This is a genomic window from Streptomyces sp. NPDC111606 (assembly GCF_055656945.1).
Genome location: NZ_JBVKBY010000005.1, coordinates 565191 through 585578, shown reverse-complemented (window position 1 = coordinate 585578; position 20388 = coordinate 565191). Strand labels below are relative to the sequence as shown.

Annotated in this window: 23 protein-coding genes; 13 read left to right on the top strand and 10 right to left on the bottom strand. The window is 71.3% G+C overall.

What is annotated here, in order from left to right; all coding sequences use genetic code 11:
* Nucleotides 1-147: 147 nt before the first annotated feature.
* Nucleotides 148-1104, top strand: coding sequence for a DMT family transporter (locus ACZ7M7_RS21390; RefSeq protein ID WP_383599606.1), 957 nt, complete (start codon nucleotides 148-150; stop codon nucleotides 1102-1104).
* 71 nt (nucleotides 1105-1175) lie between these two features.
* Here the strand turns inward: ACZ7M7_RS21390 and ACZ7M7_RS21385 are convergent, their stop codons facing one another.
* Both ACZ7M7_RS21385 and ACZ7M7_RS21380 read right to left on the bottom strand, forming a co-directional pair.
* Nucleotides 1176-1808, bottom strand: a complete 633-nt coding sequence (locus ACZ7M7_RS21385; RefSeq protein ID WP_472119153.1) for an FMN-binding negative transcriptional regulator — start codon at nucleotides 1806-1808, stop codon at nucleotides 1176-1178.
* Nucleotides 1808-2491 (bottom strand): pyridoxamine 5'-phosphate oxidase family protein, encoded by a 684-nt coding sequence (locus ACZ7M7_RS21380; RefSeq protein WP_472119150.1) that lies wholly within the window; start codon nucleotides 2489-2491, stop codon nucleotides 1808-1810. The genes ACZ7M7_RS21385 and ACZ7M7_RS21380 overlap by 1 nt, the downstream gene beginning before the upstream one ends.
* A 59-nt stretch (nucleotides 2492-2550) precedes the next feature.
* Between ACZ7M7_RS21380 and ACZ7M7_RS21375 the strand changes: the two genes are divergently transcribed.
* Nucleotides 2551-3882: an aminotransferase class I/II-fold pyridoxal phosphate-dependent enzyme gene (locus tag ACZ7M7_RS21375; protein WP_472119147.1), complete on the top strand. Its 1332-nt coding sequence runs from the start codon at nucleotides 2551-2553 to the stop codon at nucleotides 3880-3882.
* A 25-nt stretch (nucleotides 3883-3907) separates the two neighbouring features.
* Here the strand turns inward: ACZ7M7_RS21375 and ACZ7M7_RS21370 are convergent, their stop codons facing one another.
* Nucleotides 3908-4957, bottom strand: coding sequence for a DMT family transporter (locus ACZ7M7_RS21370; protein WP_472119144.1), 1050 nt, complete (start codon nucleotides 4955-4957; stop codon nucleotides 3908-3910).
* Nucleotides 4958-5031: 74 nt separating this feature from the next.
* On the opposite strand from ACZ7M7_RS21370, the gene ACZ7M7_RS21365 reads away from it, so the two are divergent.
* Nucleotides 5032-5940: a LysR family transcriptional regulator gene (locus ACZ7M7_RS21365; RefSeq protein WP_472119141.1), complete on the top strand. Its 909-nt coding sequence runs from the start codon at nucleotides 5032-5034 to the stop codon at nucleotides 5938-5940.
* 12 nt (nucleotides 5941-5952) lie between these two features.
* Here ACZ7M7_RS21365 and ACZ7M7_RS21360 read toward each other — a convergent pair whose 3' ends face one another.
* Entirely contained in the window at nucleotides 5953-6414 is a 462-nt protein-coding gene (locus tag ACZ7M7_RS21360) for a pyridoxamine 5'-phosphate oxidase family protein (RefSeq protein WP_383599588.1), read from the bottom strand.
* A 135-nt stretch (nucleotides 6415-6549) separates the two neighbouring features.
* Here ACZ7M7_RS21360 and ACZ7M7_RS21355 point away from each other — a divergent pair, with 135 nt between their 5' ends.
* Entirely contained in the window at nucleotides 6550-7200 is a 651-nt protein-coding gene (locus tag ACZ7M7_RS21355; RefSeq protein WP_427842079.1) for a cysteine hydrolase family protein, read from the top strand.
* Here ACZ7M7_RS21355 and ACZ7M7_RS21350 read toward each other — a convergent pair.
* Entirely contained in the window at nucleotides 7187-7672 is a 486-nt protein-coding gene (locus tag ACZ7M7_RS21350) for a Rieske (2Fe-2S) protein (protein WP_472119137.1), read from the bottom strand. The two genes, ACZ7M7_RS21355 and ACZ7M7_RS21350, sit on opposite strands and share 14 nt — an antisense overlap.
* A gap of 220 nt (nucleotides 7673-7892) precedes the next feature.
* On the opposite strand from ACZ7M7_RS21350, the gene ACZ7M7_RS21345 reads away from it, so the two are divergent.
* Together ACZ7M7_RS21345 and ACZ7M7_RS21340 are read left to right on the top strand one after the other, a co-directional pair.
* Nucleotides 7893-8657, top strand: a complete 765-nt coding sequence (locus ACZ7M7_RS21345) for a HipA family kinase (protein ID WP_451165715.1) — start codon at nucleotides 7893-7895, stop codon at nucleotides 8655-8657.
* A complete protein-coding gene (locus ACZ7M7_RS21340) occupies nucleotides 8654-9070 on the top strand; it encodes a DUF3037 domain-containing protein (RefSeq protein ID WP_472119134.1) in 417 nt (138 codons plus the stop codon). Before ACZ7M7_RS21345 ends, ACZ7M7_RS21340 begins: the two co-directional genes overlap by 4 nt.
* 35 nt (nucleotides 9071-9105) lie before the next feature.
* Here ACZ7M7_RS21340 and ACZ7M7_RS21335 read toward each other — a convergent pair whose 3' ends face one another.
* Nucleotides 9106-9669 carry an excalibur calcium-binding protein gene (locus tag ACZ7M7_RS21335; RefSeq protein WP_472119132.1) on the bottom strand — a complete coding sequence of 188 codons (564 nt, stop codon included), beginning with the start codon at nucleotides 9667-9669 and terminating at the stop codon, nucleotides 9106-9108.
* A 297-nt stretch (nucleotides 9670-9966) separates the two neighbouring features.
* On the opposite strand from ACZ7M7_RS21335, the gene fabG reads away from it, so the two are divergent.
* The 5 genes from fabG to ACZ7M7_RS21310 all read left to right on the top strand — a co-directional run bounded on the left by fabG (nucleotide 9967) and on the right by ACZ7M7_RS21310 (nucleotide 14693).
* Entirely contained in the window at nucleotides 9967-10728 is a 762-nt protein-coding gene (fabG, locus tag ACZ7M7_RS21330) for a 3-oxoacyl-ACP reductase FabG (protein ID WP_328429133.1), read from the top strand.
* A gap of 19 nt (nucleotides 10729-10747) precedes the next feature.
* Nucleotides 10748-11509, top strand: a complete 762-nt coding sequence (locus ACZ7M7_RS21325; protein ID WP_383599571.1) for an SDR family oxidoreductase — start codon at nucleotides 10748-10750, stop codon at nucleotides 11507-11509.
* A gap of 202 nt (nucleotides 11510-11711) precedes the next feature.
* Nucleotides 11712-13292 (top strand): ABC transporter substrate-binding protein, encoded by a 1581-nt coding sequence (locus ACZ7M7_RS21320; RefSeq protein ID WP_472119129.1) that lies wholly within the window; start codon nucleotides 11712-11714, stop codon nucleotides 13290-13292.
* A gap of 120 nt (nucleotides 13293-13412) precedes the next feature.
* On the top strand, nucleotides 13413-14096 hold the full coding sequence (ung, locus tag ACZ7M7_RS21315) for a uracil-DNA glycosylase (RefSeq protein ID WP_383599566.1): 684 nt from the start codon (nucleotides 13413-13415) through the stop codon (nucleotides 14094-14096).
* Between the two features lie 120 nt (nucleotides 14097-14216).
* Complete coding sequence (locus ACZ7M7_RS21310; RefSeq protein WP_383599564.1) at nucleotides 14217-14693, top strand: hypothetical protein; 477 nt, start codon at nucleotides 14217-14219, stop codon at nucleotides 14691-14693.
* A 112-nt stretch (nucleotides 14694-14805) separates the two neighbouring features.
* On the opposite strand, the gene ACZ7M7_RS21305 is transcribed toward ACZ7M7_RS21310, so the two are convergent.
* The 3 genes from ACZ7M7_RS21305 to ACZ7M7_RS21295 all read right to left on the bottom strand — a co-directional run bounded on the left by ACZ7M7_RS21305 (nucleotide 14806) and on the right by ACZ7M7_RS21295 (nucleotide 16576).
* A complete protein-coding gene (locus ACZ7M7_RS21305) occupies nucleotides 14806-15306 on the bottom strand; it encodes a hypothetical protein (protein ID WP_472119126.1) in 501 nt (166 codons plus the stop codon).
* 112 nt (nucleotides 15307-15418) lie between these two features.
* Nucleotides 15419-15928 carry a DinB family protein gene (locus ACZ7M7_RS21300; RefSeq protein ID WP_472119122.1) on the bottom strand — a complete coding sequence of 170 codons (510 nt, stop codon included), beginning with the start codon at nucleotides 15926-15928 and terminating at the stop codon, nucleotides 15419-15421.
* A gap of 57 nt (nucleotides 15929-15985) precedes the next feature.
* A complete protein-coding gene (locus tag ACZ7M7_RS21295; RefSeq protein ID WP_383599555.1) occupies nucleotides 15986-16576 on the bottom strand; it encodes a TetR/AcrR family transcriptional regulator in 591 nt (196 codons plus the stop codon).
* 104 nt (nucleotides 16577-16680) lie between these two features.
* Here ACZ7M7_RS21295 and ACZ7M7_RS21290 point away from each other — a divergent pair, with 104 nt between their 5' ends.
* Together ACZ7M7_RS21290 and ACZ7M7_RS21285 are read left to right on the top strand one after the other, a co-directional pair.
* Complete coding sequence (locus ACZ7M7_RS21290) at nucleotides 16681-17907, top strand: FAD-dependent monooxygenase (protein WP_472119119.1); 1227 nt, start codon at nucleotides 16681-16683, stop codon at nucleotides 17905-17907.
* Nucleotides 17879-18784, top strand: coding sequence for a Gfo/Idh/MocA family protein (locus ACZ7M7_RS21285; protein WP_472119116.1), 906 nt, complete (start codon nucleotides 17879-17881; stop codon nucleotides 18782-18784). The genes ACZ7M7_RS21290 and ACZ7M7_RS21285 overlap by 29 nt, the downstream gene beginning before the upstream one ends.
* Here the strand turns inward: ACZ7M7_RS21285 and lnt are convergent.
* Nucleotides 18708-20288, bottom strand: a complete 1581-nt coding sequence (gene lnt, locus ACZ7M7_RS21280; RefSeq protein WP_451165731.1) for an apolipoprotein N-acyltransferase — start codon at nucleotides 20286-20288, stop codon at nucleotides 18708-18710. The two genes, ACZ7M7_RS21285 and lnt, sit on opposite strands and share 77 nt — an antisense overlap.
* Between the last annotated feature and the right edge of the window lie 100 nt (nucleotides 20289-20388).

Sequence of the window (20388 nt, the reverse complement as noted above, 5' to 3'; positions counted from 1 at the left end):
TTCCGCCTCCGGCCGCCTGAGGCGGGCCCTCCGGATCGCCTGCCCGGCGTCACGCCGGGTGGAACGGTGCTGCCCGCAGACGAAGTCCACGGATCCCGCCGAGCCGGGCTCCTTCCAGCACTTGTGCATGTCTGCGGAGAAAAACTCGTGTCGAACACCGCTGTCTCCGGCCTGCCCATCGGGCGTGGCCTTCTCTATCTGATCGTCGCCGGTGCCGCCTGGGGCACCGCGGGCGCCGCCGCCTCCCTGGTCTACCGCGCCAGTGACATGGGACCGGTCGCCCTCTCCTTCTGGCGCTGTGCGATCGGGTTCGTGCTGCTGCTGGCCGTCCGTCTCCTGCGGCCGCGCGTGCGTGTGCAGGCGCAGGTGCGGTCCGTCGCACCCGAGCCCTTCGGCCGCAAGGCGCTGCGGGCCGGGGCCACGGGCGTCGGGCTCGCCGTGTTCCAGACGGCGTACTTCGCTGCCGTCGACGTCACCGGACTCGCGGTGGGCACGGTCGTCACCCTCGGCGCCGGCCCCGTGTTCATCGCGCTCGGCGCCCGGCTGACGCTGGGGGAGCGGCTCGGCCGTGGCGGCGTCGCGGCCGTGGCCGGTGCGCTCATCGGGCTCGCGGTGCTGGCCCTGGGCGGCGAGGGGGCGACCGTACGGCCGTGGGGCGTGCTGCTCGCGCTCGTGGCCGCGGCCGGGTACTCCGTGATGACCCTGCTGACAAGGAAGTGGGGCCGCGACGGCGGAGCGGACGCCGCCAGTACGTCCGTGCGGTCCTTCGCGGTCACCAGCCTGTGCCTGCTGCCGTTCGCCCTCGCCGAGGGACTCGTGCCGCACACGGCCGAACCCGTGCAGCTGGGCTGGCTGCTCGCGTACATCGCGGCCGTCCCCACCGCCCTCGCGTACGCCCTCTACTTCGCGGGCGCCGCCGCCGTACGGTCGGCCACCGTGTCCGTGATCATGCTGCTGGAGCCGGTCAGCGCGGCGGTGCTCGCCGTCCTCCTGCTCGGCGAACACCTGACGGCACCGACCCTCACCGGCACCCTGCTGATGCTCGGCTCCGTCACAGGGCTGGCGGTGGCGGAGGCGAGGGGCGCGCGGCGGCTGCCGGCGTGAGCGCAAGGGGCCCCGCACCGCCCGGTGCGGGGCCCCTTGGGCCGGCGGAGGGTCGTTGAGCGCCCGTTCGCTCAGGCCGGGCGGCGACGCAGTATGTGCTCGCGAGCCGCCGCGTCACCCGGACCGGCCCGTTCCGTCAGCTTCGCGGCGATCCGGTCCTGCACCTGCGCCGTGCGCCTGCCCGCGTACTTGAACTTCGCGCGGACGCCGGTGACTTCGAGCCGCAGCCCGCGGACACCGGACAACAGCCTGCCGAACGGTGCCTCGCCGACCGCCACCACCGCCGAGCCTCCCTCCGGCTGGAAGTGACCGACCTGGCGGTTGAGCAGCTCGGCCTTCTCGGCCGGGTCGTCCACGACATGGGCCCGGCAGCGGAGTTGGACCGCCGCGTAGAAGCTGGTCGGTTCGCCGTGCTCGGGCGGCGCGTCCGGTGCCGCCTGCCACGGCCCGGGCACATACGCGTAGTCGTCCACCACGCTCAGCACGACCTCGGGGTGCGCCAGCAGCGCGGGCCACATCGGGTTGGGGCGGGCCAGGTGGGTGACGACCTCGCCGCGCTCGGCGTGGTACGCGAAGTGCAGTGGCTGGGCGAACGGCGGCTCGCCGTCCGGGCCGTTGACGACGAGGTGCCCGAAGTCGTGGACGGCCAGCCACCGCTGCCACTCGGTGTCGTCGCGAGGCGCGTCCCAGGGGTGTATCAGCATCACGGCGCCCTGAGGTAGTCGGGGAGTTCGGTGCCGGGAGCCAGGTCGGGGTCGTCGACGGGCGCGTCGTAGCCCTTGCGCAGGGGGACGACGCCGGCCCAGTGGGGGAGGGCGAGGTCCTCGGGCTCGTCGTTCACGCCACCCGTGCGGAGCTTGGCGGAGACCTCGCCGAGGTCGAGGCGGATGACGGCGGTGGCGGCCAGTTCCTTCTTGTTGGCGGGCCGGGAGTCTTGGGACCGGCCCGCCACGACGTGGTCGACGAGCGCGTCGAGGGCGGTCCGCTTCTCCTGCGGGTCCGTCACGTCGTACGCGGTGCCGTGCACCACGACGGACCGGTAGTTGATCGAGTGGTGGAAGGCCGAGCGGGCCAGGATCAGCGCGTCGACATGCGTGACCGTCAGGCACACCGGCAGGCCCGGGTCGGCCCGGCCGGTCATCCGCAGCGGGCGCGAACCCGTCGAGCCATGGACGTAGAGCGTCTCGCCGACCCGGGCGAACAGCGTGGGCAGCACGACCGGTGCGCCGTCGCGGACGAAGCCGAGGTGGCAGACGTAGGCCTCGTCGAGTATCGCGTGCACGAGCTCCTTGTCGTACGAGGCCCGGTCCGGGGAGCGTGTGGGGACCGTGCGGTCGGTCGCCGGATAGGCGGCGGGCTGCTGCGTCGGCTGTGTGGTCCCCTGCATGTCGGTCTCCCTTGCGATGTGTCTTGCGATCTCTATTGCACTAGTGCATAATCTGCTTTGTGCTAGGAGGATATCGGATCGAAGGGCGTCGCGCAGCTGACATTGCGTCGAGCGTCGAGCGTGCGGTGGGTGCCGGTGACCTGGAGCCGGGTCAAGTCCTGCCACCCATGCGGGAGTTGGCGGTGGAGCTGGGCGTCAATCCCAATACCGTCGCGGCCGCCTACCGGATCCTGCGGGAGCGCGGGGTCATCGAGACGGCCGGGCGCCGGGGCAGCCGGGTGCGGCCCAAGCCGGTCACAACCGGACGCGAGTCCATCCGGGTGGACGTCCCGGAGGGCGTACGGAACGTGGCCGGAGGCAACCCGGACCCTGCACTGCTGCCGCTCCTGGCCAAGGCGTTCGCCGGGGCCGCCGAGCACAACGACCGGGAGCCCGTCATGTACGGGGACGCGGCCGTGGAACCGGAGCTGGCGCGCAGTGCGCGGGCCGCATTCGACGCCGACGGCGTCCCGGACGGGCCGATCGCCGTCGCCTCCGGCTCGCTGGACGTGATCGAACGGGTCCTCGCGGCCCATCTCAAGCCCGGCGACACCGTCGCCGTCGAGGACCCCGGCTGGGGCAGCCTGCTCGACCTCGCGCCGGCCGTCGGACTGCGGACGGCCCCCGTCGGCGTGGACGACGAGGGCCCGCTGCCGGACGACGTGCGCCGGGCCTTGGAGGCGGGGGCGCGCGCCCTGATCGTCACCGACCGGGCGCAGAACCCGACGGGCGCGGTCGTGACCGCCGCACGCGCGCGTGCCCTGCGCTCCGTACTCACGGACCACCCGGACGTCCTGCTCATCGAGGACGACCACGGGCACGGCATCGTCGACCTGCCCCTGCACGCCCTCGCCGGCACCACCCGCAGCTGGGCCTTCGTCCGCTCGGCCGCCAAGGCCTACGGCCCCGACCTGCGGCTCGCCGTCTTCACCGGCGACCCCGTCACCGTCGACCGGGTACGCGGCCGCCAGCGCCTCGGTCCCGGCTGGGTGAGCCGCCTCGGCCAGCGGGCTCTGGTGCGGCTGTGGGCCGAGGGCGCCGTCGACCCCAAGAGGGTGGCAGCGGCGTACGCCGCACGGCGCGACGCGCTGATCGCCGCACTGGCGGAGCGGGGGATCGCGGCGCACGGCCGCAGCGGTCTGAACGTGTGGGTCCCGGTACCCGACGAGACGGGTGCGGTGGCCCGACTGCTGCACGCCGGCTGGGCGGTGGCACCGGGCGCACGATTCCGCATCAGCGCTCCACCCGGAATCCGCATCACGGTCGCGACGCTCGCCCCGGACGAGGTCACCCCGCTGGCGAACGCGGTGGCGACGGCGGTGGCGTCGACGCCGGCGAGGGGCTACGCATGACACGGCCGGGCCCGGCCGACCTCCTTCAGGTGCCCCGCTTCACCTGAGTGAGGGCCGCCCCCACAAGAACGATCACCGCCCCGACCGGTGTGGTCCAGGTCAACGACTCGCCGAGCACGGCAACACCGGCCACCGTGGCGATGACAGGAATGAAGTACGTCACCATTTGGGCCGTGGTCGGCCCGACCTCCGCGACGAGCCCGTACTGAATCAGAACCGCGAGCCCCGTCCCGAGTGCCCCCAGCGCCACGATCGCGAGCAGGGGCAGCATCGGAAAGCTGGTCGGCACGGAGGTGAACACCGGCGTCACAATGGCAAGTTGCACTGCGGCCAGCAGCAACTGCGCACCGGTGAGCGACAGATGGGACTCGCCTGAGCCGGCCAGCGTACGCCGGATGTATATCCAGCCGATCGGGTAGCTCAAGGAGGCCAGCAGAGCCATCGCCGTCCCCGTGGCATCCAGTCCGTGAAAGCCCTGCCACGCCCCGAGCACGGTCAGAACGCCCAGGAAGCCGACGCCGAGCCCGGCGACCCTGACCCGAGTCGGCCGGTCCTCCGAGAGGGCGACCAGGGACAGGGCCATGCCCCACAGCGGCGAGGTCGCGTTGCAGATGCCCGCGAGTGTGGACGGGATCGTCAGCTCGGAATACGCGAACAGGGAGAAAGGCAACGCGTTGAGCAGGAACGCGGCGACCGCCAGATGCCGCCAGGTCCGTATCCCCCGCGGCAACCGCTCCCGCTTCACCGCCATCGCGACCGCGAGCACCGCCGTGCCGAACACCAGTCGGCCCAGCGTGACCTGGAAGGGGGCGTAGCCGTCGGTGCCCACCTTGATGAGCAGGAAGCTGAAGCCCCAGATCAGGGACAGCGCGGCGAAGCGCAGCCGCCAGTCGAGGCGGGGGCGCGGCGCGGCCTCGGCCGGTTCGCGGGAGCCGGGGGAGGCGGGGCCGGTCGAGACGGAGTCAGTGGAAGCGGGGCTGGTGGAGACGGGGCCGGTGGAGACGGGGCCGGTGGAGACGGGGCCGGTGGAGACGGGGCCGGTGGGGACCGAGCCGGTGGAGGAGGCGATGCTCATGGAAGCAACGATCCGCCACACAATCTCGTAGCACAATCGAGTTTTTAGGTGCAGTATCTCGTAGTATTGCTTACATGTTGAACCTGGAGCGCCTGCGCACCCTGGACGCCCTCGCCCGGCACGGCTCGGTCAGCGGTGCCGCCGAGGGCCTGCACATCACGACATCGGCCGTATCGCAGCAGATGTCCAAGCTGGAGCGGGAGGTCGGCCAGCAGCTCCTCGCCAAGAACGGCCGGGGTGTGCGGCTCACGGACGCCGGGCGGCTGCTCGCCGAGCATGCGGCCCGCATTCTGTCGCAGGTCGAGCTCGCCCAGTCCGATCTGGAGGCACAGCGCGGCCAGGTGGTCGGTGAGCTGCGGCTGGTCGCGTTCCCCACCGCACTGCGGGGCCTTTTCCCCGCCGCGCTCACCACGCTGCGGGCCGGCCACCCGGCGCTGCGCCTGCGGTCGAGGGAGCTGGAGCCCGAGGACGGAGTCGCCGCGGTGATCCGGGGGGACGCGGACGTGGCCGTCGTCCTGGACTGGTATAACAAGCCGCTGCCCATGCCGGACGGGCTCGCCAAGGCCGCGATCCTCGACGACCGCGTGGAGATCGCCATGCCCGAGGGGCACCCGCTCGCCGACCGGCGGGAGGTCGACCTGGAGGACTTCGCGGACGACGAGTGGGTCGCCTGGCCCGAGGGCGAGTTCTGTCACGAGTGGTTGGTCTACACGCTGCGCACCAAGGGCATCGAGCCCCGTATCGCCCATCGCGCGGAGGAGCATCACACCCAACTCGCCCTGGTCTCCTCCGGGTTGGGCGTCTGCGTCGCGCCCCGGCTGGGCCGTGACCCGATGCCGCCCGGGGTGCGGGCCGTGCCCGTGCGCCATCGGGTCCACCGGTACGTGTACGCGGTGTGGCGCGCGGACGCAGACCGCCGCCCGTCGATCCGGGCGGCGGTGGAGGCCCTGCAGGCGGCGGCCGAGAAGATCGCCGGAGACTGAAGGTCCCTGGCGCTACCCCAGTTTCCGGAAGTCCCAGGACACGATCTTCTGAGGCGTCAGCCGCATCCAGGCGTGTCTGCCGTCGTGCGGCATCTCGTCGAGACCGAAGTTCTTGCGCGCGAACAGCGTCTCGGGGACGTCGAGTTCGGCGCGCAGCTCGCCGACGCGCGGGATCTCGCCCACGAACTCGACGGTGCCGGACAGCTCCACCCCGCGCAGCTGCTCGTACTGCTCACCCGTGTCGATCACGACGGCGATCCGCGGATCGCGGCGCAGCTCGGTCCACCGCTTGCTGCGGACCACCGAGTACAGCCACAGCGAGTTGCCGTCCCAGGCGAACCACAGCGCGCTGACGTGCGGGAAGCCGTCGGCGGACACTGTGGCGACCCGGCAGGTGCGCTGCGTGGCGAGGAACTCGTCCAGCTCACCGGGCGTCATCATGATCTTCCGGCCCCGGCGTTGAGTGACGGTCATGCGGCCCCCTCTTCTCTCACGTCGTGCCAGAGGAGAGATCCTCTGACATCACGTCAGAAAAGGATGAGTCGTCTTCCGTCCACAAGCAATGGTGGCTACGCTCGCCCGCCCACGCCGTCGGTCACAGGGGGAACCATGCCGTCGCCCGCAGAGCTCAGTGAACTCCTCGACCCCGCGACCACCGTCCTGCTCACCGTCGAATGCCAGCAGGGCGTCGTCGGACCGGACAGTGCGCTGCCCGAACTCGCCAAGGAGGCCCGCTCCTCGGGCGCCCTCGGCAACGTCGCCCGGCTGGTCGCCGCCGCCCACGAGAGCGGCGTCCAGGTGATCCACGCGATCGCCGAACGCCGCCCCGACGGCCGCGGGGCCAACCACAACGCCCGCCTCTTCCGCGCCGCCGAACGGCTCCCCGTCCAGCAGCTCTCCGGCACGACGGCAGTCCGTGTGGCGGCGCCGATCGAGGTCACCGAGGAGGACCTCGTCGTACGACGCCTGCACGGCCTGTCCCCGATCCAGGGCACCGACGTCGACGCACTGCTGCGCAACCTCGGCTGCCGCACGCTCGTCGTCACCGGTGTCTCGGCCAACGTCGCGATCCCCAACACCGTCTTCGACGCGGTGAACCGGGGGTACGTCGTGGTCGTGCCACGGGACGCCATCGCCGGGGTGCCCTCCGACTACACCGCGGCGATGATCCGCCACACCCTCGCATTGGTCGCCACGGTCGCGACCACGGACGAGGTACTGGGCGGCCTCAAGCGTCCGTCCCGGGTCAGGCGAGCGTGATCGAGTCTCCCGACACGCTGATCTGTTTGGCGGCCAGCGGCTGGGTCGCGGGGCCCTTCTTCACGCTGCCGTCGAGAACGGAGAACTGGCTGCCGTGACAGGCGCAGGAGAGGGTGTCCTCCTTGAGGTCCGTCATCGGGCAGTTCTGGTGGGTGCAGATCGTGGAGAAGGCCTTGTAGTCGCCCGTCGCGGGCTGCGAGACCACGACCTTCTCGTCGCTGAAGACCTTGCCACCGCCCTCCGGGATGTCGGCGGTCTTCGCGAGCGCCGCACCGCCCGCCCCGGCCCCGCCGGACGAGCCGCCCGCTTCGGTGGTCGCGCCGGCACCGGCGCCCTGTTCGGTGGACGAGCCGGACGCGTCGTCGTCCGATCCGCACGCGGTCAGCGCAACGGCGAGCCCCGCCGCGCCGACCGCCGCCACGACGGTACGGCGGCTCGGACCCGACACGGGCTGAACTGATTCGCTGGTCATGCTGACGTTCCTTCCGGTCATTCGTGATCTGCCGAGAGGTACGGTCCATTCGGACCGGCTGTTCAGACGCTGTCGAAATCCTGACCCGGTCCCGACTGGGCGTGGGTAAAGCGGAGCTGTCGGTTCCCTGTCGGGGGCTGTCGGTTTGCTGTCGACGCGGCGGCGCACCACACCCACGGGCCGCCCCCGGACGCCGTCCCCGCGCCAGTAACCTGGGGCGATGCTCAAGGAAGTCATCGCGACCCGCTACATCACGCCGCTGCGTGAGGGCGGCTCGCTGCCGGGACTCGTCGAGGCCGACGACTTCGGGACGTACGTCATGAAGTTCACCGGCGCCGGACAGGGCCGCAAGACGCTCATCGCGGAGGTCGTCTGCGGTGAACTCGCCCGCAGGCTGGGCTTCCGGGTGCCCCGGCTGGTGACGGTGGAGCTCGACACGGTGCTCGGGCTCGGCGAACCCGACCAGCAGGTACAGGAGTTGCTCAGGTCCAGCGGCGGCACCAATCTCGGCATGGACTTCCTCTCCGGCGCGCTCGGCTTCGACCCCCTCGCCTTCGAGGTGAGCTCCGAGGACGCCGGCCGAGTCGTCTGGTTCGACGCCCTCGTCAACAACGTGGACCGGTCCTGGCGCAACCCCAACCTGCTGATGTGGCAGGGCGAACTGTGGCTCATCGACCACGGCGCGACCATGATCTGGCAGCACAACTGGCCCGGCGCACAGGCCTCGGCGGAGCGCCCGTACGACGCCTCCGACCACGCCCTCGCCCGCTTCGCCCCCGACGTGCGGGCAGCCGCCGCCGAGTTGGCGCCGCTGGTCACCGAGGATTTGCTGACCGAGGTGACCGCCGAGATCCCGGACGCCTGGCTTGCCGCCGAGCCCGGCTTCGACACCGCGGACGACCTCAGGCGGGCCTACGCGCGCCCGTTGCTGGCACGGGCAGCCGTCGTCCACGAGCGCGTCAACGGAATCGAGGGGACCAAGTGAGCGACCGCCACTTCATCAAGCCGGGCCAGGGCGGCGACCGCGACGTCTTCGAGTACGCCGTCCTGCGCGTCGTACCCCGCGTCGAGCGCGGCGAGTGCATCAACGCCGGAGTGCTCGTGTACTGCCGGGCGAAGTCCTACGTCGCTGCCCGGACCCACCTGGACGAGACCAGGCTGCGCGCGCTGGACCCCGATGCCGACGTCGCCGGGGTGCGGGCCGCACTGCGTGCCGTCGAGGGCGTCTGCGCGGGCGACGACGCGGCGGGGCAGGCCGCGGGCGACGACCCGGGGCGACGCTTTCGCTGGCTGATCGCGCCCCGCTCGACGGTCGTGCAGCCCGGACCCGTACACACGGGGCTGACCGCCGATCCGGCGGCCGAGACGGAGCGACTGCTGGACCTGCTGGTGCGGTGACCGCCCCCGGGTCGGCACCGCACGCGCGCCCGGCGTCAGCCCCTGCGCCGCTTCAGCACGTAGCCGGCGGCGAGCGCGGAGCCCGTGACGAAGGCCAGGCCGACAGCGATGTCCCAGCCACCGGGGCCGGACGTCGTGGCGCCGCCGACCCCGCCTCGCGTGCCGCGGGTCGGGGTGGCGGTGGCACGAGGAGCGGCAGGTGTGGCGGTGGCACGAGGAGTCGCAGGCGGGACAGGAGCGGCCGAGGTGGCCGGTGTGGCAGGAGTGATGGCCGCGGCTGGAGTCTCGGGCGTCACGGGCGCCGAGGGGCGGTTCCTGGGGCGCGTCGTGGACGAGGTGAGGCCCCCGTCGTCCCCGTTGCCGCCGCGGTCCCCGTTGCCACCGCGGCGGGGCAGCGTCTCACAGGCGATCCCGTCGTTCCGTCCCTCATCCTCGTCGAGCCGATGAGGATCGTTGCGGTCCGAGTCGAAGAGAGCCTGCGCGTCCTCCTGGTAGGTGAAACTGCGGCAGTCCAGTTCCTGTGCGTGAGCGGGTTCGGCGAACGGCACAATCGCGGCGATCACGAACAGCGTGCCGACGGCACCGGTGCGACGGCGCATGGAGCGCCTCCTTTCCGGCCATCGATGACTTCGCGCTTCGACGCTAGGTGCCCTTGCGCTCGGCGGCTCGCAGCCGTAGGCCGTTCGGGTGTGCACGGCGGGACACGGCCGAGCGGGGACCATGGCTGGGTACGCCCGGTTCGCGCCGGTCGTACGGGGAATCGATCACACGCAGCCGGTCGGCCGTTGACACCGGGTGCCAGGGCTTCTAGCGTCACGTCTGCTGAAGGTACTAAGCGGTCGCTCACCATCGGGCGCGCCGCACGAGCCGCATCTCGAGGGCGAGGAGAACCAGCAATGTCCACCACTGAGCAGCGGGTCGCCGTGGTTACCGGCGGAGCGCGTGGCATCGGTGCCGCCACCGCCGTACGACTGGCCGCAGAGGGCCGCGCGGTCGCCGTGATCGACCTCGACGAGGCCGCCTGTAAGGACACCGTGGAGAAGATCACCGCGGCCGGCGGCAAGGCCATCGCGGTCGGCTGCGACGTCTCCGACGAGGCACAGGTCGAGGCGGCCGTCGCGCGGATCGCCGAGGAGCTCGGCGCTCCGACGATCCTGGTCAACAACGCGGGTGTGCTCCGCGACAACCTGCTGTTCAAGATGAGCGTCGCCGACTGGGACACCGTCATGAACGTGCACCTGCGCGGCGCCTTCCTGATGTCCAAGGCCTGCCAGAAGCACATGGTCGACGCGGGCTTCGGCCGGATCGTCAACCTCTCCTCGTCCTCCGCGCTCGGCAACCGCGGCCAGGTCAACTACTCGGCGGCCAAGGCCGGTCTCCAGGGCTTCACCAAGACCCTCGCCAAGGAGCTCGGCAAGTTCGGCGTCACCGCCAACTCCGTCGCCCCCGGCTTCATCGCCACCGAGATGACCAAGGCCACCGCCGACCGCGTCGGCATGGGCTTCGAGGACTTCAAGGCCGCCGCCGCCACCCAGATCCCGGTCGCGCGGGTCGGCGAGCCGGACGACATCGCCAACGCCATCGCCTTCTTCACGGGCGAGGCGGCCGGATTCGTCTCCGGCCAGGTGCTGTACGTCGCCGGCGGACCGCTCGACTAGGGACTGGGAAGACACGGACATGACTGAACTGCCTGAACTCTCCGGCAAGGTCGCCCTCATCACGGGCGCCAGCCGAGGCATCGGCTACGGCGTCGCCGAGGCGCTCGTCGCGCGCGGCGACCGCGTGTGCATCACCGGCCGCAACGAGGACGCCCTCAAGGAGGCCGTCGAGCAGCTCGGCGCCGACCGCGCCATCTACGTGGCCGGCAAGGCGCACGACGAGGCCCACCAGGCCGTCGCCGTCGAGCGCACCATGGAGGCCTTCGGACGCGTCGATCACCTGATCAACAACGCCGGCACGAACCCGGTGTTCGGGCCGATCGCCGACCTCGACCTGGGAGTCGCACGCAAGGTCTTCGAGACCAACGTGATCTCGGCGCTCGGCTTCGCGCAGAAGACCTGGCACGCCTGGCAGAAGGACAACGGCGGCGCGATCGTCAACATCGCCTCCGTGGCGGGCATCGCGCCTTCGCCGTTCATCGCGGCCTACGGCGTCAGCAAGGCCGCGCTGATCAACCTGACCCAGCAGCTGGCGCACGAGTTCGCGCCCAAGGTGCGGGTCAATGCGATCGCCCCGGCCGTGGTGAAGACCAAGTTCGCGCAGGCCCTGTACGAGGGCCGGGAGGCGGAGGCCGCCGCGGCCTACCCGCTGGGCCGGCTCGGCGTGCCCTCCGACATCGGTGGCGCCGCCGCGTTCCTCACCTCGGACCAGTCCGACTGGGTCACCGGGCAGACGCTGGTCGTCGACGGCGGCATCTTCCTCAACGCCGGCGTCAGCTGACGCCGGCGGTGGGCGCCTGCGCGGCGAGGTCGACGAACGCGCGGGCGCCCACCTCGTGGGGGCGTGAACAGGGAGAGCGCCGTGGTTTCCTGCCACTGACATACCCGCTGATCAAGGGCTTGCCAGGGCGGAGGTCCAAGCGGCCGAACACTGCGGTATGGTCTGGCCACCCTTGTGATATGCCCGATCGAGGATGGTGCGCGTGTTCAAGCGGGACAGATACCTCCGCCAGCTGGCGGCGGTCACGGCCATAGGCATGGTCGCCGGTTGTGGTGTCTTCTCCTCGGACTCGTCCGAAAGTGAGAGTCCGATTGTTGTGGGGACCACCAGTGCCCCGAGCACGCTGGATCCGGCGGCCGCCTGGGACAGTTCCTGGGAGCTGTTCCGCAATGTCTTCCAGACCCTGTTGAACTACAGCCCCGGCGCGCCCGAGCCCGAGCCCGACGCTGCCGAGAGCTGCAGGTTCACGGACACCTCGACCACGGTCTACAGCTGCACGCTGCGCGAGGGTCTGAAGTTCTCCGACGGACGGGACCTGGACGCTCAGGCCGTCAAGTACTCCATCGACCGGATCAAGAAGATCAAGGTCAACGGCGGCCCTGTGGGACTGCTGGGGAGCCTCTCCCGGGTCCAGGTGAAGGGCGACCGCGAGGTCGTCTTCCACCTCAACGAGCCCGACGCCACCTTCCCGTTCGTACTGTCCACGCCCGCGATGTCCATCGTGAACCCCGACGAGTACACCGCGGACAAGCTCCGCGAGGACGGAAAGATCGGTGGCTCGGGGCCGTACAGCCTCTCCTCCTACCAGGACGGCGAGCGGGCCGAGCTCGTCAGCAACGACAACTACAAGGGAATCGCGGACCGCAAGAACAACGGCGTCACCATCCGCTACTTCAAGCAGTCGTCCGACATGGTCGACGCCCTGAAGGACAAGCAGATCGACGTCATCTACCGCGGACTGCCCGCCTCCGAAACCGTGGACATCCAGGTGAAGGGCAAGGACGAGGGGCTCCAGCTCGTCGAGAACTCCACGACCGAGATCAGTTACCTGGTGTTCAACCCCAAGGACCCATGGGCCAAGAGGCCCGAGGTCCGCAAGGCGATCGCCCAGGTCATCGACCGACCGCTGCTCGCCCACAAGATCTACAAGGACACCGTCGAACCGCTGTACTCCATGATCCCCCGGGGTCTGGTCGGCCACACCACGAGCTTCTTCGACAGCTTCGGGAACCCCAACCCCGACAAGGCCAAGAAGATCCTCACCGAGGCAGGCATCACCGATCCGGTCCCGCTCCAGCTCTGGTACACCAGCGACCGTTACGGCTCGCAGACCAAGCCCGCGTTCGAGGAGCTGAAGCGGCAGCTGGAGGAGTCCGGACTGTTCACCGTCACCCTCAAGAGCCGCCCCTGGAAGACGTACGTGCAGGGCTACCAGAACGGTGAATACCCGGTGTTCGGGCGTGGCTGGTTCCCTGACTTCGCCGACGCCGACAACTTCGTCGCGCCCTTCGTGGGCCAGGAGAACGCACTCGGCACTCCCTACCTGGCGCCCAAGATCACCGAGACGCTGCTGCCCGAGTCGCGCCGCAAGAGCGACCGCGGCGCCGTGGCCAAGGAGTTCGAGGAGGCCCAGCAGATCGTCGTGGAGGACGCGCGACTTCTGCCGCTGTGGCAGGGCAAGCAGTTCGTGGCCGCGAGCGAGGAGATCTCCGGCGCGGAGCAGTCCATCGACCCCGCGACGATGATGACGATGTGGACGCTGTCCCGGAAGACCAGCTGGTAGCGCGATTGTCAGTGGGCGCCTGTAGGTTCTGTGCTCGGAAGGGGGCCGCGCTCCGGCGCGGCCGTCCGCGGGGCGCACATGGTGCGACCCTGAAGTGAGCGCACACCGGAGGAAGTTGACGTGACCGACATCGCCATGCTGCCCGAGTCCTGGCGCGGGGTTCTGGGCGACGAGCTTCAGCAGCCCTACTTCAAGGAGCTGACCGAGTTCGTCGAGGAGGAGCGGGCGAAGGGTCCCGTCCACCCGCCGCGCGACGAGGTCTTCGCCGCGCTGGACGCGACGCCGTACGAGCAGGTGAAGGTCCTGATCCTCGGCCAGGACCCCTACCACGGCGAGGGCCAGGGCCACGGTCTGTGCTTCTCGGTGCGCCCCGGCGTGAAGACGCCGCCGTCGCTGCGCAACATCTACAAGGAGATGAAGGAGGAGCTCGGCCTCCCCGTCCCCGACAACGGCTATCTGATGCCCTGGGCCCAGCAGGGCGTCCTGCTGCTCAACGCGGTGCTGACGGTCCGCGGCGGCGAGGCCAACTCGCACAAGGGCAAGGGCTGGGAGAAGTTCACCGACGCGGTGATCCGGGCCGTGGCCCACCGGCCCGACCCCGCGGTGTTCGTGCTGTGGGGCAACTACGCGCAGAAGAAGCTCCCGCTCATCGACGAGACGCGGCACGTGGTCGTCAAGGGCGCGCATCCCTCGCCGCTGTCCGCGAAGAAGTTCTTCGGCTCCCGCCCGTTCACGCAGATCGATGAAGCGGTGGCCCGGCAGGGGCACGACCCCATCGACTGGCGCATCCCCGACCTGGGCTGAGCCGCGGCCGGGCCGGTCCCGCCCCGGACCGGCCCGGTGCCGTACGGAGCGGCCTGACCGGGTTTGCCGGTGGGGGCCGTTAGCGTCGAGGGATCAGCCGACGAGGGTCCGGAGGACGCGGTGGCGGAGCGACAGGAGCGTACGGCGCCCGATGCCGTGCTGACGCGGATCGGGCAGGTCGTCATGCTGCATCACGCGGGGGACCGCGAAGAGGCCCGGCGCCGGCTGCTGGACCTGTGGACGGAGCTCGGCGAGGACGGCGACCCGCTGCACCGCTGCACCCTGGCGCACTACCTGGCCGACACACAGGACGACCCTTCGGACGAACTGGCATGGGATCTGCGGGCGTTGACCGAGGCCGAGGGGGCCGGTGCCGGTGCAGGCGACGGCCGTGACGCGCCGGCCGTCCGGGCGCTGTATCCCTCGCTGCACCTGAACCTGGCCGCCGACTATGTGAAGCTCGACCGCGCCGAGGCCGCCCGCGTCCATCTGCGCCGGGCACGGGGAGCGGCGGGGGCGTTGGCGGACGACAGGTACGGGGACGGGGTGCGGGCGGAGATCAGGCGGCTGGAGGTGCGGCTGGGGGAGGGGCCGTAGCGGCAGAACGGGAGAGGGGACGCCGTAGCGGTGCAGCAGGGGGAGGCCCGGGGGCCGGTAGCACCAAGGCGGGCGGCGGATGTCCGCTCACCCGCCTCCGCTCACCCGCCGCTCAATGGCCGTACGTCTGCTCGCAGATCCTCGACTCCGGGCTGTCGGCCCGCCAGCCGCCGTACTGCTTGCCCAGCGCACAGACGTTCGTGTTCTTCGGGACCGCCGGGCGGGTCGAATCCGGCACCTTGGGGATCTTGACCGGTGGCACCTTCGGAACCTTGGGAGCCGGGCGGCGGGGCTCCTGGTGCGCGGGGCGGGGGTGGGGGTGCGAGTCAGGGGCCGGTGGTGTGTGCGCCGTGGGCGGGGAGACGGGCGACGCGGAGTGCGCGGCGGACGACGTGGAGGTCGGGCGGCGGGACGGGCCGATGAACGCCAGGGCTTCGCGGGCCGGTGCCTGCACGATCTCGGGGTCCCTGTGTCCGCTCGGGCGCGGCGCCGACGGCCGGGACGGTGCCGTCGGCGCGTCAGACGTCGGCGGGCGCTCGACCGTCGTACAGCCGGAGAGGGCCGAGACGGCCATGGTGACCAGGAGCGTTGCGGTGGTCGTCGTTCGATGCACCCGCGCAACTCTGCTGGGTCCGGCGGCCGTTGGGACAGTGGACGAGCGAACCTTGCTTCCTACGGGTGATCTCTGACCCCGTAAGGGCGGCCCGCTCCCGCCGCCGCTGACGTCAGTCGCCGGTGGCGCCGTCGACGCGCTCGCGGAGCAGGTCGGCGTGGCCGTTGTGGCGGGCGTACTCCTCGATCATGTGGGTGATGATCCAGCGCAGATTGAAGGGCTCGCCCCTCCGGCTCCTGCCCTTGGAGATGTCGTCCAGACCGAAGGCGGCCGCATTGCGGCGGGCGTTTTCGATCTCCGTCTGCCAAGTCGTGTGCGCCTCGTCCCAGGTGTCGGCGTCGGTGAAGTGGAAGTCGCCGTCCGGGTCGTCCTCGCCGCAGTAGAGCACCCCGAGGTCCTCGTCCAGGAGGATCTCGTGGAACCAGAACCGCTCCACCTCCGCCATGTGCCGCACCAGCCCCATCAGGGTCAGCTCGGACGGCTCCACGGAGGCGGTCCTGAGCTGGGCGTCGGTCAGGCCTTCGCACTTCCAGGCGAGGGTCTGCCGGTGGTAGTCCAGCCAGCCCTCCAGCATGGTGCGTTCGTCGGCGGTGGTGTCGGGCTCATGGCGTTCGATGGTCATGCCCGCATCGTTTCTCAACTCGATCCGTTTGACCAGGAGTTATCACGGTCAGGCGGCTCACCGCCCGAACATCCCGTCGAGTAGTTCGCGCAGGCTCGCCCGCACCTCCGCCAGACCCGGCGCCTGCGAGCCGAAGGACCCGGCGACGCAGCTGAACATCAGCCCGTCCGCCCAGGCGACCAGTGACAGCACATGCCGGGCCGGGTCCGTCGACCCCATTGCGCTCACCAGGGTGGTGAGCTGGTCACGGAAGCGGGCGCCGGTCGCGTCGAAGTAGGCGCGCAGCTCGGGGCGGCGCGTGGCCTCCAGGGCCAGTTCGTAGCGGGCCAGCGTCAGTTCGCGGTTGCGGGTCAGGGCGCGGTGCGTCGCCAGGGCCAGGCCGTCGACCAGAGAGTCGAGGCCTCCGCGCGGGTCGGGCAGCTCCTCCAGCGCCAGTACCCGCGCCTCGCGGTCGGCGAGCCTGCGCACCGCCAGTTCCAGGAGCGCCTGCCGGGTACGCGCCAGATTGGACGTCGAGCCCTGGGGAAGCCCGGCCGTCTCGTCGACCGCCCGGTGCGTCAGCCCGCGCATCCCGCGCTCGGCGAGCAGTGCGAGGGCGGTGTCGGCGACGAGATCGGAGCGCGCGGCGCGTGGGGTGTGCTCGGACATGGAGATCAACCTACCTCTCGCACTACGTCTGTAGTGCATCGCACTACAGCTGTAGTACAGTCGACGCACCGGGGCACTACATCTGTAGTCACGCAGGAGGAGCCATGGCACAGTCCAAGCGGGCCGTCGTGATCGGCGGCGGCATCGGAGGCCTGACAGCGGCCGCCGCGCTGCACCAAAGCGGCTGGGACGTCACCGTGCTGGAGCGGGCCCCGTCCCTGGAGCCGGTCGGTGCGGCCATCTCCCTCGCTCCCAACTCCCTGCGCGCGCTGGACGTCCTCGGCCTCGGCGACGAGATCCGCGACCTGGCCGCCTGGCAGGGCGACGGGGGAGTGCGCACACCGTCGGGACGCTGGCTCTCCCGCACCGACGCCGACGCAGTCGCCGCACGCTTCGGCGGCCCCCTCGTCCTCCTCCACCGGGCCACCCTCATCAACAGTCTCGCCGCGCTCCTCCCGTCCGGAGCCGTCCGCCCCGGGGTCGCCGCGACCGTGACCGACCCCGGCGACGTCCACCGTCCGGCGCGCGTGGCGACCTCGGACGACGAGATGGAGGCCGACCTCGTGGTGGCCGCCGACGGCATCCGGTCCGGCGTCCGCCCCGTGCTCTTCCCGGACCATCCCGGCACCGTCTACTCCGGTTTCACCACATGGCGGGTCGTGGTCCCGGTGCCCGGCGCGCAGTTCGCCTCGCACGAGTCCTGGGGCCGGGGCCGCATCTGGGGCTCGCACCCGCTCAAGGACGGCCGCGTCTACGCCTACGCCGCCGCGATCACGCCCGCCGCAGGGCGCGCTCCCGACGACGAGAAGGCCGAACTGCTGCGCCGCTACGGCGACTGGCACGACCCGATCCCCGCGATCCTCGCCGCCGCCCGCCCCGAGGACGTCCTGCGCCACGACGTCCACCACATCGCCGAGGCACTGCCCGCCTACCACCGCGGGCGGGTCGCCCTGGTCGGGGACGCCGCGCACGCCATGCCGCCGATGCTCGGGCAGGGCGGCAACCAGGCCATCGAGGACGCCGTGGTCCTCGCCCACCACTGCGGCGACCTCGCCGCCTACACGGCAGCCCGCCTCCCGCGTACTACCGCGCTCGCCCGCCAGGCCGTCCAGGTCGCCCGGCTCAACCTGATGACCGGCCGCGCCGCGATCGCCGTACGGAACACCGCGCTCGCGGGCCTGTCCAAGGTCGCGCCCGCGCTGTTCCTGCGGAGCTTCGAGGCGATCGCCGACTGGGGGCCGCCGCAGCAGCCGTATGCTTCCAGGCAGACCCCGGCAGACAAACAGTTGAGGAGAACACCCCGTGAAGGTCGGCTGCATCGGACTCGGTGACATCGCGCAGAAGGCCTACCTGCCGGTGCTGGGTGTGCAGCCCGGGGTCGAACTGCACCTGCAGACCCGTACGCCCGCGACGCTCGCCCGGGTCGCGGACGGCCTCCATCTGCCGGCTGAGCGGCGGCACACGGACCTCGACTCGCTCCTCGCCCAGGGCCTCGACGCCGCGTTCGTGCACGCGCCCACCGTCGTGCATCCGGAGATCGTGACCCGGTTGCTGGAGGCGGGGGTGCCGACCTACGTCGACAAGCCGCTCGCCTATCAACTCGCCGACTCCGAACGGCTGGTGGCGCTCGCCGAGCGGCGGAACGTGAGCCTCGTCGTCGGCTTCAACCGGCGCTACGCCCCCGGATACGCGCAGTGCGCCGACCATCCGCGCGAGCTGATCCTGATGCAGAAGAACCGGATCGGGCTGCCGGAAGAGCCGCGCTCGATGATCCTGGACGACTTCATCCACGTCGTGGACACGCTCCGCTTCCTCGCCCCCGGCCCGGTCGACGACGTGACCGTGCGCGCCCGCGTCGAGAGCGGGCTGCTGCACCATGTCGTGCTGCAGCTCTCCGGGGACGGCTTCACCGCGCTCGGCGTGATGAACCGGCTCAGCGGCTCGGCCGAGGAGATCCTCGAGGTGTCCGGGCAGGACACCAAGCGTCAGGTGCTCAACCTCGCCGAGGTCGTCGACCACAAGGGCCAGCCGACCGTGCGGCGGCGCGGCGACTGGGTGCCGGTGGCCCGGCAGCGCGGCATCGAGCAGGTGGTGCTCGCCTTCCTCGACGCCGTGCGTGCGGGAAAGGTGCTCAGCGCCCGGGACGCGCTGGCGACCCATGAGCTGTGCGAGCGGGTCGTACGCGCGGTTCAGGAGCAGGGCGCCTGAACCGGGGCCGCAGGGTCCGAACGCCCTCGGTCGCGGCCCACGCTGCCATGATCAGCAGCGCCGCCTGCAGCGGCCAGTCGCCGAAGCGGACGTACGGTGTGACACCGCCGGCCAACGGAACCTCGTAGACCGTACTGGTGCTCTCGCTCGTCCCCAGCCAGGAACCCACGCGCTGCCCGCTGGGGCCGTACACGGCGGAGACGCCGGTCAGCGTCGCGTGCACCATCGGCCGGCCGGTCTCTGCGGCGCGCAGTGCGGCGAGCGAGGCGTGCTGCTCCGGGGCCCAGCTCTGCTGGAACGTCGAGGTCGCCGACTGGGCGATCAGCACTTCGGCGCCGCGGTCGACGAGATTGCGGCTCATGTCGGAGAACGCGGACTCGAAGCAGACCATCGGGCCGATGCGCAGTCCGTGCCCGGCGTCCATCACGACCTGCTCGGTGCCGCGCCGGCGGTCCTCGGCGGCAGCCTTGCCGACGGAGGTGGCCCAGCCCAGCATCGAGCGCAGCGGTATGTACTCCCCGAAGGGCACCAGCCGCATCTTGTCGTAGCGGGCGCCGGTCGGGCCGTCCGGGCCGACGAGGATCGAGCTCTTGTAGATGCCGGGCCGGTCGGAGCGCTGCGCGTCCACGTTGACCAGGATGTTCGCGCCCGTCTCGCGGGAAAGTGCCGCGAGCCGGCGCGCGAAGTCGGGGCGGTCGTCGAGGTCGTAGCCGACGCTGCTCTCGCCCCAGACGACCAGGTCCACGCCCTGGCCGGCCAGCTCGCGGGTGAGTTGCTCCTCCCGGTCGAAACGCCGGTCCGGCTTGTTCGCGCCCTGGATGACGCCCGGCTGCACCACGGCTATCCGGACCCCGTCCTCGACGTCCGGGCGCGGCGACCACACCCAGGCGGCCGAGGCGGCGACACCCGTGGCGAGCAGCCCGGCGAGCGCGGGGATCCGGCACCTGCGCAGCACCACCAGCACGGCGACCGCGACATTGACGGCCACGATCAGGAAGCTGATCAGCCACACGCCGCCCACCGAGGCGACCCGCAGCGCGGGTTCCACCTCCCACTGACTGGAGCCCAGCACGCCCCACGGCCCGCCGAGCCCCTGCCAGGAGCGGACGAGCTCGATCAGCAGCCAGCCGGACGGCAGCACGACGAGGGCCGCGGCGACCCGCCCCGGGGACGGCCGCGCGGCCAGGAAGCGGCGCACCAGCCAGCCCCAGGGGGCCCACAGCGCGCCCAGCAGGGCGGCGATGACGAACGTGAAGACATGCAGATTCGGCAGCAGCCAGTGGTGCATCGCCAGCATGAAGCCGAAGCCGCCCCACCAGCCGTCCTGCAGCGCCCGCCGTCCGGTCGGGGCGGAGCGCAGCATCGCGATCCACGGCACCAGCGCGACGTACGCGAACCACCACCACGACGGCTCCGGGAAGGCCAGCACGGGCAGTGCGCCGACCAGAACGGCGGTGATCGAACGCCGCCACGGGGAGGTGAGCCAGTGGTTGATCGTCTTCATGCATCGCCTCCTACCCCGTGGTCCTTCCAGTGTGCGGCCAGGCACTGACAGTGGGACAGTGGGCGTCCGCTCAGGTGATCACGCCCGGTGACCATGCCCG